Origin of the sequence: Nocardia sp. NRRL WC-3656 (assembly GCF_000720265.1) — a bacterium.
GTDB classification, from domain to species: Bacteria; Actinomycetota; Actinomycetes; order Mycobacteriales; family Mycobacteriaceae; genus Nocardia; species Nocardia nova.
Window position 1 is genome coordinate 182,886 of sequence record NZ_JOJF01000010.1, and the last position, 12,234, is coordinate 195,119.

13 protein-coding genes are annotated in these 12,234 nt (G+C 67.4%); 7 read left to right on the forward strand and 6 right to left on the reverse strand.

The window, feature by feature from the left end; translation table 11 throughout:
* Positions 1–40: 40 nt before the first annotated feature.
* Positions 41–1,096 carry an AraC family transcriptional regulator gene (locus IG65_RS0115490; protein WP_030515618.1) on the reverse strand — a complete coding sequence of 352 codons (1,056 nt, stop codon included), beginning with the start codon at positions 1,094–1,096 and terminating at the stop codon, positions 41–43.
* 62 nt (positions 1,097–1,158) lie between these two features.
* On the opposite strand from IG65_RS0115490, the gene IG65_RS0115495 reads away from it, so the two are divergent.
* Entirely contained in the window at positions 1,159–1,683 is a 525-nt protein-coding gene (locus tag IG65_RS0115495) for a DUF6328 family protein (protein ID WP_030515619.1), read from the forward strand.
* A gap of 105 nt (positions 1,684–1,788) precedes the next feature.
* Complete coding sequence (locus tag IG65_RS0115500; RefSeq protein ID WP_030515620.1) at positions 1,789–2,043, forward strand: hypothetical protein; 255 nt, start codon at positions 1,789–1,791, stop codon at positions 2,041–2,043.
* Positions 2,044–2,169: 126 nt separating this feature from the next.
* Here IG65_RS0115500 and IG65_RS0115505 read toward each other — a convergent pair whose 3' ends face one another.
* The 5 genes from IG65_RS0115505 to IG65_RS0115525 form a co-directional block, all read right to left on the reverse strand.
* Positions 2,170–2,493, reverse strand: a complete 324-nt coding sequence (locus tag IG65_RS0115505; RefSeq protein ID WP_030515621.1) for a hypothetical protein — start codon at positions 2,491–2,493, stop codon at positions 2,170–2,172.
* Between the two features lie 39 nt (positions 2,494–2,532).
* Positions 2,533–3,345 carry an RNA polymerase sigma factor SigF gene (locus tag IG65_RS0115510; protein WP_030515622.1) on the reverse strand — a complete coding sequence of 271 codons (813 nt, stop codon included), beginning with the start codon at positions 3,343–3,345 and terminating at the stop codon, positions 2,533–2,535.
* A 166-nt stretch (positions 3,346–3,511) separates the two neighbouring features.
* Positions 3,512–4,345, reverse strand: coding sequence for an SDR family oxidoreductase (locus IG65_RS0115515; RefSeq protein WP_030515623.1), 834 nt, complete (start codon positions 4,343–4,345; stop codon positions 3,512–3,514).
* On the reverse strand, positions 4,342–5,697 hold the full coding sequence (locus IG65_RS0115520; RefSeq protein WP_030515624.1) for a cytochrome P450: 1,356 nt from the start codon (positions 5,695–5,697) through the stop codon (positions 4,342–4,344). The genes IG65_RS0115515 and IG65_RS0115520 overlap by 4 nt, the downstream gene beginning before the upstream one ends.
* Before the next feature lie 141 nt (positions 5,698–5,838).
* On the reverse strand, positions 5,839–6,501 hold the full coding sequence (locus IG65_RS0115525) for a TetR/AcrR family transcriptional regulator (RefSeq protein ID WP_030515625.1): 663 nt from the start codon (positions 6,499–6,501) through the stop codon (positions 5,839–5,841).
* 119 nt (positions 6,502–6,620) lie between these two features.
* On the opposite strand from IG65_RS0115525, the gene IG65_RS0115530 reads away from it, so the two are divergent.
* From IG65_RS0115530 to IG65_RS0115550, 5 genes are all read left to right on the forward strand, one after another.
* Positions 6,621–7,496 carry a metal-dependent hydrolase gene (locus tag IG65_RS0115530; protein ID WP_030515626.1) on the forward strand — a complete coding sequence of 292 codons (876 nt, stop codon included), beginning with the start codon at positions 6,621–6,623 and terminating at the stop codon, positions 7,494–7,496.
* Positions 7,493–8,584: a 2Fe-2S iron-sulfur cluster-binding protein gene (locus IG65_RS0115535; RefSeq protein ID WP_369801545.1), complete on the forward strand. Its 1,092-nt coding sequence runs from the start codon at positions 7,493–7,495 to the stop codon at positions 8,582–8,584. The genes IG65_RS0115530 and IG65_RS0115535 overlap by 4 nt, the downstream gene beginning before the upstream one ends.
* Before the next feature lie 53 nt (positions 8,585–8,637).
* A complete protein-coding gene (locus IG65_RS0115540; protein WP_036524575.1) occupies positions 8,638–10,155 on the forward strand; it encodes an NAD(P)/FAD-dependent oxidoreductase in 1,518 nt (505 codons plus the stop codon).
* Positions 10,152–11,063: a short-chain dehydrogenase/reductase gene (locus IG65_RS0115545; protein WP_036524578.1), complete on the forward strand. Its 912-nt coding sequence runs from the start codon at positions 10,152–10,154 to the stop codon at positions 11,061–11,063. Before IG65_RS0115540 ends, IG65_RS0115545 begins: the two co-directional genes overlap by 4 nt.
* Before the next feature lie 104 nt (positions 11,064–11,167).
* Positions 11,168–11,518: a hypothetical protein gene (locus IG65_RS0115550; RefSeq protein ID WP_030515630.1), complete on the forward strand. Its 351-nt coding sequence runs from the start codon at positions 11,168–11,170 to the stop codon at positions 11,516–11,518.
* Positions 11,519–12,234 lie beyond the last annotated feature (716 nt).

A 12,234-nucleotide genomic window follows, 5' to 3' on the forward strand; every position in this document is an offset into this window, starting at 1 on the left:
GCAGATCAGGGGGTGGGCGCAGAGATCGACGGCCAGAAAATCAATAGTTCCGGTCACGCCGGTAGGCGGCCGGAGTCGTTCCGGTCCAGCGCTTGAAGGCGTGGATGAACGGCGTCGCCTCCGCGTAACCGAGCCGGATGGCGATGTCGTCGATGGTCAGCGGCGTCCCCGAGAGCATTTCCTGCGCGAGCGCGCGGCGCACCTCGTCGAGCAGCGCCCGGTAACTGGTCCCGGCCTCGGTGAGGCGGCGGCGCAGCGTCCGCACACTCATGTTGAGCTCCCGGGCCACCGCCTCGATCGGCGGCGGCGTGGTGATACCGGTCGCGCCGCTGCCGGGCAGCAGTCGTTCCCGGACCTCGGCCGCGATACCCGTGCGCGCGCTGCGGCGCTGCACCAGATCCCGGCACTGAGCGATGCAGACCGCCCACGTCTGCTGATTCGCCTGGGGTAGCGGCTGGGCGAGGATCTCCGGTGCGACGGTGAACATGGTGTGCGCGCGCCCGAAGCGCGGCCGCGCGCCGAGCACGGCCTCGAGCCGGTCGGCGTAGGGCGGTTCGTCGTAGCCGAATTCCATGCGGGCGAAGGAGAAGTCGTGGCCGAGCAGATCGGCCATCACCCGATGCATGGCGACGATGTCGCGCTCCACCAGGAAGGTCTGCACATCCGGCGGGATGAGCTCGTGATGGATCCAGGCGATCACATCGTCGCGCCGGTACTCGACGATCGGTGTGCAGAAGGCGAATCCGAGCCGGTAGTACCGCATGGCCAGCGAAATCGCCTCGCGCAGCGTGGGACTGGTGACGCAGGCGAAGCCGAAGATGCCGAAGGTGCTCAGCCGGTACCGCCGCCCGACCTCGACGCCGAGCGCCGGGATGTCGGCGAGTTCGGCGACCAGATTGCGCACCACCGCCAGTTCGGCCTCGGCCGGAATCTGGGCGCCGGGGTCGGTGAGCGTGGCCGGCGCGATACCGGATCCGGCGAGCAGCCGCGCGCTGTCGACCCCGTGCTCGGTGGCGAATTCGATCATCACCGCGACGCTGGCGATCCCGCGGGGGAAATTCCAGGTGCGGACCTCGGGCGCCTCGACGGTGTGCATGGCACCATTATGGCCGAAACTATTGATCTCTCGGGACGATCCGCCCGGGATAGGGTTGTCGGATGGAGCAGGCGCAGTCCGCCGGCGGCCGGGAAGACCGCGATCGGGAATGGGACCGCGAGGTCCGTGGTGAGACGGAAACCGAACAGCTGGACCGCAATCTGACCAGTTTGATTCAGGAATTGCGGGTGGTGCAGACGGGCGTGCAGCTGCTGACGGGCTTCCTGCTGACGCTGCCGTTCCAGGCCAGGTTCACCACGGTGTCCACCCCGATGCGCGGGCTGTACCTGGCGGTCGTGACCGCCTCGATCGCGGCGACGGTCTTCCTGATCGCGCCGGTCGCCGCCCACCGCATCCTGTTCCGGCAGCATCGTCTGGGCAGCGTGGTGCGCACCGCCCACACCTTCGCACTGGTCGGGCTGGCGCTGCTCGGCGTCGCGCTCACCGGGGTCGCGGTGCTGATCTTCGACACGGTGGCCGGTGCGGTCGCCGCCACCGTCATCGGTGTGTGCTTCGCGGTGCTGTTTCTCCTGACCTGGTTCGCCCATCCGTGGCGGGAACGCCGGCGCGGCGCCCAGACGCGGTGAGGGCGCCCACAGCGGCTCGAAATAGCTGTCGGCGGGCGTTTCGTGCCGGGGTCGCCGGGTATCGCGCCCGATGTCAGTGATTTCGACGTGTTGGAGGTGAATCCCTTGTCGGAGCACGAGAAGGGCGGAGGCCGCGAAGGTCTCGAAGGCGTCGTGGAAGGCGCGAAGGGTAAGGCCAAGGAGGCCGCCGGTCAGGTATTCGGAAAGGACGAGCTGCGCGAGGAGGGCAAGGCTCAGCAGAGCCGCGCCGAATCGCAGCGCGAGGCCGCCCAGAAGGAAGCCGAAGCCGAGAAGCACCGTGCGGAAGCCGGTGTGGAGGAAAAACGGCAACAGGCCTTCCAGGACAAGGGCGGCTCCTGACGATCGACGTAAGTAGCGGAACCGACCGAAAGGGTGCCCGGCCGATGTGACCGGGCACCCTTTCTTCGTTCGATATGATGTTGCGTGAGAATCGGATTCGCAACGGGAGATGTGTTGCGCCGGGTATTATCTGCCCAGCGCGCTGGCGAGCTGTTTCTTGGTCATCTTCGACCGGCCCTTGATATTGCGTTGGCGTGCTTCGTTGTACAGCTGATCGCGGGTCGGTCCCTGTGAACCTTTGCCGGACCGCTGGCCACCGCGGCGCTGTGGCGACATATCGTTGGTGGAACTGCGGCTCGCGGTGCGGGTTTTGCCCGCCTGCGCACGATTCTTGTTGACCGTGCGTGCGCCGATTTCCTCTGCGCGACCTTTACTCGCACCCCGTTTCCGGGCCGAGGACTTCACATGTTCGTATTGGCGTTCTTCTTTGGCAGACCATTCCTTGGGCATGACTACACCTTTCGGTCGTGCGGGCGGTGAGATGGATCACTATGTCGGCTGTGGCTCGCAGAGCGCCTGCTGCCGAAGACTTTTCAGCGTGCGGGTCAGAATGCGGGAGACGTGCATCTGGGAGATCTGCAGTATCTCGGCGATCTGATTCTGCGTCTTGGATTCGAAGAAGCGCATGATCAGAATTCTGCGTTCCCGGGTGGGCAACGCATCGATGAGCGGGCGGACCGCCATCGCGTCCTCGGTCAGTTGGTAGCACTGTTCCTCGGCGCCGAGCTTGTCCATGATCGCGCCGTCGTCGGTGTCGACGACCGCGTCGATGGAGTTCGGCTGATAGGCGTTGCCGGCGATCATGGCCTGCACCACCTGCGGGCCGTCGACGTCGAGAGCTTCGGACAGTTCGCGGGCCGTGGGCATGCGCCCGAGTTCGTGAGCCAGATGTTCGGTCGTCGGACCGATGCGCAGCCACAATTCCTTGACGGCGCGCGGTACCCGGGTCGACCAGGTGTAATCGCGGAAGTGACGGCGAACCTCGCCCATCACGGTAGGCACGGCGAAGGAGAGAAAAGAATTTCCCCGTACCGGATCGAATCGATCGACGGCCAGGACGAGACCGAGCCTCGCCACTTGGTGCAGATCGTCGAACGTCTCGCCGCGGCCGGAGAATTTCCGAGCGATATGCTCGGCCAGCGGCAGGCAGAGTTCGATGATTTCCGCTCGGACCGACTCCCGATGTGGATCGGCATGGTCCAGAGCGGCCAGTTTCTCGAACCAGGGTTCGATGTTGTCATAACTGTTGGCACCGTGGCGTGCGGCGGTTTCGGCACGACGGGCGATCGGTTCATGTGTCATTCGAGATACCTCGCTTCCAACTGAATCCGACCCAGATTGGGTACCCGTTGGTGCGGCTCTCAAAAGACGTCGAAGGGCGCACGCCGGAATATTCGCCGATTTCCGCGCGATGACCAGGGCGTACGCCGTTCCTGATAATATCCGGCAGCGGCCGGAATTTGTGGTTTCAGCCCTCCGGCGTGTTGCCGACCCGCCGGTCGTAGTCCGCGCGGGCGGCGCGATCGACCTCGTCGGTGAATATTCGGTGCACGCCCATGCGGCGGGCGGTGAATTCGCCGAAGGCGCGCGGAGTGAGCTTGTTGAACGCCATCGCCACCCCGGCAAGCCTGGTCACGGTGACCCGGCGCCGCGGACGCGCGATCAGCCGCGTCACCGCTCGTGCGACATCCTCGGGTTCGGCCAGCAGACCCATCGGCGCCTTGGTTCCCGCGATCAGTTCGGTGCGGGTGAAGGTCGGCAACACCGCCGAGAAGTGCACTCCGCTGCCGCGGCATTCCAGCCGCATGGCCTCGGTGAAGCCGAGCACGGCCTGTTTACTCGCACAGTAGGTCGCCATACCGGGCGTGGGGTTCTCCCCGGCCAGCGACGCGATATTGACGATATGGCCGCGACCGCGCGAAAGCATCTGCGGCAGCGCGGCTTTGGTGCCGTTCATGACCCCGAGCACGTTGACCTCGAGGATGCGGCGGGTGATGGCGTCGGATTCGTCGGTGAAGCGGCCGACGGGCATGATGCCGGCATTGTTGATCAAGACGTCGACGGGGCCGGCCTCGGTCTCGACCGCCGCGAGAAAGTCCGTGAACGAGGCCGGATCGGTCACGTCGAGCGTCAGGGCCGTCGCGGCGCCGAGCCGCGATCCGGCCGCGGCGACGGCGGCCGCGTCGATATCGCCGAGCACCACCCGCGCACCCGCGTCGCGCAGGTGCTCGGCGATCGAATAGCCGATACCCCGCGCGCCGCCGGTGACGGCGACCACCGTGCCCGCCAGCCGGGGGCTCACCCGCGCTGCCGGCGCCGGTACCGGACCGTGCACGGCTGCTGTAGCTGCACCACCATCTTGGAATGGTCGTTGCGGTAGCTGTCGGAGGGCTGCGCCATCTCGAATTCCCAGTCCCGCAACAGGATCGAGAAGATCGCCTTCAACTGCATGAGCGCGAACGCCTGGCCGACGCAGCGGTGCCGCCCGGCGCCGAACGGGATCCACGTCCAGCGGTTCACCAGATCCGCCTGATTGGGATCGACGTAGCGGCCCGGATCGAAGCGGTCGGGGTCGGGGAAGTCCTCCGCGATCCGGTTGGAGACCGCCGGTGTGGTCGCGACCAGATCGCCCGGCGCGATGCTGTGCCCGCACACCTCGAATTCGCCGCGCGCCACCCGCATCAGGATGATCAGCGGCGGATGCAGCCGCAGCGTCTCCTTCAACGTGGCCTCGAGCTGCGGAATCTGGCGCAGCGCATGGAAACTCACGTCCTGGCCGTCGGCGTAGAGCTCGTCGAGTTCGCCGACGACCCGGGCCAGCACCTCGGGATTGCGCAGCAACTCGATGGTGGTCCACGCCGCGGTACCGGAGGTGGTGTGGTGTCCGGCGAACATCATCGAGATGAAGATGCCGGTGATCTCGCTGGCGGAGAACCGCAGTTCGCCCTGTTCGTCGCGGATCGAGACCAGCACATCGAGCATGTCGCGATCCTCTTTGCCCTGCGGCGGGTTCGCGATGCGGCCGTTCATGATCTCCTGGACCAGTTCGACCAGTTTCGCCCGCGCCTCGTCGCGGCGGCGGAAGCTCTCGATGGGGGCGTAAGGGTCGACGTAACACAGCGCGTCGGTGCCGCGCTCGAGTTCGTGATACAGGTGTGCGAACCGCTCGTCGAGTTCCTCCCGGAACTTCTTGCCGATCAGGCAGGCCGAGGAGGTGTAGATCGTCAGCTCGGCGAAGAACTCGAGCAGGTCGATTTCGCCCTCGTCGCCCCAGCCTTCGAGGATCCGGTGCACCTCGTGCGCGATGGTCTCGGCGTGTCCGCGCATGAAGTCACCGCGCAGGGCCTGGTTGTGCAGCATTTCCTTGCGGCGTTCGGGGCTGGCGTCGAAGACCACACCGTCGCCGAAGATCGGCTTCATGAACGGGTAGGCGGCGCCCTGGTCGAGATCCTCGTCGGCCGCGCGGAAGAAGAATTCGTTCGCCTCGGCGCCGGAGAGCAGGATGACGTCCTTGTCGGCCAGCCGGAACGAACCCACATCGCCGCACTCCGCGCGCACCCGCTGCATCAGCGCGATCGGATCGGTGCGGAACTCTTCGAGGTGGCCGTGCTCGTGTTCGCCCCCGGAGACCTGCCGCGGCTTGACCAACGTCATGAGAAATCCTTCCGCATTCCGGATCCATCGTTGATGGACACGTGTCTGGACGCTACTACGGAAGGGTGGACGAGGCAAGGTCCGGCACCGGTTCCAGCGGCGCCGCAGCGGCGTGCGGGAGGGGAAGTCGGAAAGGGGTGCTCAGCGCAGGACCGGCGCCGAGCGCACGGTGCTGAGCTGCCGGATGATCGCGGCGGCGTGGTTGTCGAAGCGGTCGCGGTCGATGGTGATATCGCCGATCAGATACGGGCGGTAGCAGTAGGCGAGCGCGCCGAAGATGGCCATCGCGTTGAGCGTCGCGTCGGTCTCGTCGGGAGCCGGTGTGTCGGTGTCGTCGGCGGCGATCACCGCCGCGATCGGCCCGGTGATCACCGCGACCAGCTCGCTGCCGCGCCGGGTCAATGCCGGGGTGGCGATCGATTCGACGAACAGGATGCGCCCGCGCCGGGGGTCCTCGGTGAGGAAATCGGTGAACGCGCGCACCACGTGACCGAACAGCAGGTCTCGCTCCTCGGGTGCTTCGGCCAGTGCGGCGAGTAGTCGATCCCGGCACTGTTCGACGGTGTTCTCGAGGACGGTGGTCATCAGATCGTCGAGATGGGCGAAACTCTCGTAGAAATAACGTTCGGTGAGCCCGGCCTGTCGGCATACTCCGCGCATCGAGGTCTCGGCCGCGCCGACGCCGGCCATGAGCTCGTAACCGGCCTGCAGCAGCCGTTCGCGACGTGCGGCGATGCGGTCCGCCGGTTCGCGTCCACGCCAGGGGCGGCTGCCCGTTTTCGGAGTGTGCGGCGAATCGGCCATGGCGGTGATGCTACCGGGGGGCGGCGACAAGGCGTTTTGTTGACATCGGCTGCTGTTGACATCTAGTGATGTCAACATTACCGTCGGAGGATCGCTTCGACCACCCGCAAGGACGCGACATGAACACCTCGGTCTACGACGACCAAGCCCATGCGATCAGGGCTCGCGATGTGCGATTCGATTTCGACTCCGTCCCCATGCACTACATTCCGGGCGAGGTCATGGCCACTCACATCATCAACGTGATGCACCTGGTTCTCCCGGAGGGGGAACGCGCGATGGCCGCGGCCCTGGCCGAAGCGCTGCCCCATATCGACGACGAGCGGCTGCGCGAAGAGGTGCAGGGCTTCATCGGGCAGGAGAATCAGCACGCCAGCTCGCACGCGCAGGCGCGCCGCCACCTGGAAGCGCTCGGGCTCGACGTGGCCCCGATGGTGGAGACGGTGGCCTGGCTGGTCGATCGCCTACTCGGTGATCACGGCTTGACCGGCCGCGCCAAACACGAGTGGCTGTGCGAGCGGCTGGGCCTGTTCGCCGGGATGGAGCACTACACCGCGGTCATCGGCGAGTGGTTGCTGACCAACGACGTGCTCGAGGCCAAGAACATGCATCCGGCGATGCTGGACCTGATTCGCTGGCACGGCGCGGAGGAGGTCGAACACCGCAGCGTGGTCTACGACGCGTATATGCACGTCGACGGCGGATATCTGCGCAAGGCCCGCACGGCCGTGCTGGCCAGCTCGTCGCTGATGGTGCTGTTCGTGATCGCGGGCGGCTATCTGTTCGGCAAGGATCCCGATCCGCGCAAGGGGCGGTTCTGGCCGCTGCAATTCCTCAGCGCCTCCGCCCGCGGCGTGGTGCCGCGGATGTCGACCTTCCTGACCGAGATTCCGCGGTACCTCCGGCCCGGATTCCACCCCTCCCAGCTCGGGAGCATGGACAACGCGCTGCGCTATCTCGCGCAGTCGCCGGCGGCGCGCGAGGGCCGGCGGTGACGGCAGTGGCGTACCCGGTGGCCGCCGAGCGGCCGGGGTATCGGCCGTCGCTACCGCTGCGGGCGGTCGGCGCGATCTTCGACCTGTACAAGCGCGGCGTCACCACGGAACCGCCAATCGAGGTGTTGTCTCGACCGAATCCGGTGCGGCGCAGCGGTTTCGAGCGTGAGCTGATCGTGGCCCGGCGCGAGATGCGGGCCGCGGACGTGGTCGTGCTGACGCTGGTCGCTCCCTACGGGGAACGGCTGCCGAGCTGGGTTCCGGGCGCGCACATCGATGTGCTTCTGCCCTCCGGGCGGCAGCGGCAGTATTCGCTCAACGGGGACCCGGCCGACCGTGGAACCTATCGCATCGCCGTGCGCCACCTGCCCGACGGCGGCGGCGGATCCGACGAGATCCATCGCGACGTGGCGGTGGGGGACCGGTTGCGAGTGCGCGGGCCGCGCAACGCCTTCGGATATATCGATGCCCCGCACTATGTCTTCGTGGCCGGCGGTATCGGAATCACGCCGCTGCTGCCGATGGTGGCCGACGCCGAACGGCGCGGAATCGATTGGCGGCTGGTCTATCTCGGCCGCAGCCGGGCCACGATGCCGTTCCTCGACGAGCTGTCGGCCCACCGCGGCGGACGGCTCGAGATCCGTCCCGACGACGAATTCGGTGTCGCCGATCTCGATCTGATCCTGGCCGACGTGCCGCGCGGCACCGCGATCTACGTTTGCGGTCCGCCGCCACTGATGGCCGCCGCGCTGAACACCGACGCCGCCCACGAGCCGACCGTTTCGGTCCACACCGAACGGTTCTCGCCGCTGCCGGTCCAGCACGGCCGCCCGTTCCGAATCCGGCTGCGGCGCAGCGGTCACACCGTGGATGTGGCCGCCGACGAATCGGCACTGGCGGCCATCGGCCGGGTCCTGCCCGACGTCGCCTACTCGTGCCGCCAGGGTTTCTGCGGTACCTGCGCGGTGACCGTGCACGCGGGCGCTGTCGACCATCGAGATCGGCGGCTGAGTCCCGCCGAGCGCGAGACGACGATGCTCACCTGCGTCTCCCGCGCGGCGGGCGACTCCCTCGAACTCGATCTGTGAGTACGAGACCGGTTGTTTCGGGCAACGAGGCCCGCACCGAAAGGAATTCGACGATGGCAGTATCCGAGAGCGCCCCCGCCGAACACACGCCGATCGCGGTGATCGGCGCCGGAGTCGCCGGAATCGGCCTCGCGGTGTCGTTGCGCGCGGCCGGGTTCGAAGACTTCCTTATTCTCGACCGCGCCGACGATCTGGGCGGCACCTGGCAGGCCAACACCTATCCCGGGTGCGCCTGCGATGTGCCATCGCATCTGTACTCCTATTCTTTCGCGCCGAATCCCGACTGGTCGCGCACGTACGGACGCCAGCCCGAGATCCTCGGCTATCTGCGCGACGTCGCCGAACGCCACGATGTGGTGCGGCATATGCGCTTCGGCACCGACGTGGAGCGCGCGCAGTGGGACGAAGGGCGGCGGCGGTGGCTCGTGCGCACCGCCCGGGGAGTGCTCAGCGCCGATGTGCTGATCTCGGCGGTCGGCCCGTTCAGCGAGGCGAAGATTCCGGATATGCCGGGGCGCGAGAGCTTCCGCGGCGCCCAGTTCCACTCGCTGCACTGGGACCACGAGCACGACCTGACCGGCGAGCGGGTCGCCGTGATCGGCACGGGGGCCTCCGCGGTGCAGTTCATTCCGGAAATCGTGCCGAAGGTGCGGCGGCTCACGGTGTTCCAGCGCTCGGCCCCGTGGATCGTCTCCCGCCTGGATCGGTCCACCCTCGGCGTGGAGCGCGCACTGCTGCGCCGGTTACCGCTGCTGGGCACCGCGCTCCGGGGCGCCTACTACGCGGGTATCGAGAGTTTCGGCCTGGTCGGATTCGTCGACCGCCGCTTCCGCCATCCGTTCCAGGCGCTCTCGCGGATGCAGCTGCGCCGCCAGGTCCACGATCCTGCCCTGCGGCGGAAACTGACCCCCGACTACATGATCGGCTGCAAGCGCGCGATTTTCTCCGATGCGTACTATCCGGCCCTCACCCGCGACAATGTGGAGGTGGTGACCGAGTCGATCGCCGAGATCCGTCCCGGATCGATCGTCACCTCCGACGGTGCGGAGTATCCGGTCGACACCATCGTCTGGGGCACCGGGTTCGGTGCGATACCGAAGCTCTACGAGCGGATCGAGGGCGTCGGCGGGCTGACCGTGGCCGACCACTACCGCCGCCGGCCCAGCAGTTATCTGGGCGCGGCGATCGCGGGTTTCCCCAATATGTTCCTGACCCTCGGCCCGTTCGGCGCCGCGGGGAACCAGTCCGCGATCTTCATGATCGAATCGCAGATCGCCTATATCGTCGACGCGCTGAAAACGCTGCGCGACAATGCTGTCGATCGTGTCGAGGTCCGTGCCTCGGCGCAGGACCGGTTCCTCGACGAGATGCGGCAGCGCAGTCGCGATACCGTGTGGCTGGGCGGCGGCTGCGACAGTTACTACACCACCGACAAGGGCGAGAACGCCGGGCTGTATCCGAACTGGAGTTTCGAATACCGCCGTCGCGTGGCGACTTTCGACGCGGACTCCTACCTGCTGTCGCGCCACGTACCGGATCCGACCACCGCAGAGATGAGCAGTATCCGATGATCACAGGACCGTTCGATATGGTGCGCACGCTGCTGGCCCCGGTGCTCGGCGGGGGTGAGCGACTCGACGTGCGCGACAAGGTCGTGATCATCACCGGCGGCGCCGCCGGCATCGGCTACGAGCTGGCCCGGCTGCTCTACGACCGCGGCGCCTACGTCGCGCTGTTCGATATCGACGCCGAAGCCGTGCGCGCGAGCGCGGCCGCACTGGGCATCCGCGCGGTCGCGATCACCGTCGACGTGGCCGACCGGGAGGGGGTGCGGCTGGCCGTCGGACAGGTGCGGGAGAACTTCGGGCGCATCGATGTGGTGGTGGCCAACGCCGGCGTGGTCCCGCGCCCGGCCACCGTGCGGCTGCTCGATCCCGAGGAATTCGACCGGGTGCTGGCCATCAACCTCACCGGCGCCTTCAACACCATCCAGCCCGCGCTCGACGACGTCATCGCGGCGCACGGCCACGTCGTCGTGGTCTCCTCGTGCGCCGCGTTCGCCCCCGGAATGGGCGGTTCGCCGTACATGGTGAGCAAGGCCGGGGTGGAACAGCTGGGCCGCGCGCTGCGGGTGGAGCTCGGCGGAACGGGCGCCTCGGCCGGGATCGCCTATTTCGGTGTGGTGGAGACGGCGATGACCCACGACACTCTGGACGAGGACGAACTGGGCGCCGAATTCGGCGCGCTGCTGCCCTGGCCGCTGGATCAGCGCATCACCGCCCGGCGGGCCGCCGAGGTGATCGCCGGTGCCATCGAACGCCGGTCCGCGCGCACCGTGGCGCCCGCGGGATGGGAGCCGTACGCCCTGCTGCGGGGCGTGGTGAACGTGGCCCTCGACCACAAGCTGAGCGCCGACGAGCGGGTGCGGTCGTTGACACAGCGGCTGGAACAGCGCATCCTCGCAGATCGCGGCAGGTAATCGGACTCGCAAATCTGAGAGATTTCAAAGGATCGGCACAGATTCCGATCAGGACCGCTCGGCACCATGGATCCCGAGGACCACTCGGCGAGATGAGGTGTGCGATGGTCGATATCGAGATCACGGGTACGACGGTCACGGTCCATGTCCGTGGCACCCACCGGCTGCTCTCGCTGTGCGAACAGGTGCGCTTCGATCTGTCCCACATCGCCGCCGTCGCGCCCGCCGAGGTGGATCTGCGGCCGCCGTGGATGCGCGCCCCGGGAACCTTCTTCCCGGGCGTGATCGCGGCCGGTGTCTTCCGCGGCAAAGGCCGCAAGGAGTTCTGGGATACCCGCTTCGACGGGCGTGGCGTGCGCATCGAGCTGACCGGCACCGAATTCAGCCGGATCGTCGTCGACGTGGAGGATCCGGACGAGGTGCGCCGGATGCTCGCCCGCGCCGCCGCGGCCTGAGCCCGCCGCCTGCCGCGGCGTGAGCCTGCTGGTGCGGCTGGTGCCTGAATCTGCCGTTGACGCTGTGGTGTGAGCCTGTCGCTGCTGTTACGGCTCGAGCCCGCCGCCTGGCTGGAGCCTGAGCCGGTCGCTGCGGCTGGGGCGTGAGCTTGGTGCTGCGGTGCTGCGTGAGCTAGCCGCTCGGACTGCGGGTGAGCTTGCCCCTGCGGCTGGGGGCGAACCTGCCGCTGCGGTTGGGCCGTTGAGCCTGCTGCTGCGGCTGGATCCTGAGCCTGCCGTTTGGGGCAGGGTGTGAGTTTGGTGCTGTGTGTGCCGTGCGCCTGCCGCTGTCACGGCTCGATCCTGCCGCTCGACTGGAGCTGAGTCTGCCGCTGGGCGGCCTGTGTTTGTTGCTGGGGCCGTGGCTCGGGTCTGTTGCTGGGAGTGTGGCTCGAGTCTGCCGTGGCGTTTGTGGCTCGAGTCTGCCTGCGGCGTCTGTGCCCGAGTGTCCCGCGGCGTCTTCGCTCCGAGTCTCCCGCTGCGACTGCTGCCCGAGTCCGACGCTGTTGCCGCGAGCCCACCGCTCCGTCTGAACAGCCGGAAGCGGGCGAAACTTCGTGCCTCGCAGACCCATTGCGACACGCCGAACCGGCGTGCCGCGCGCGACACGCCGAATAAGTCTGGCATTGGGGCTAATCCGCAGTTTCGCAGATGGCGGTTCATCGACTATGAATGGC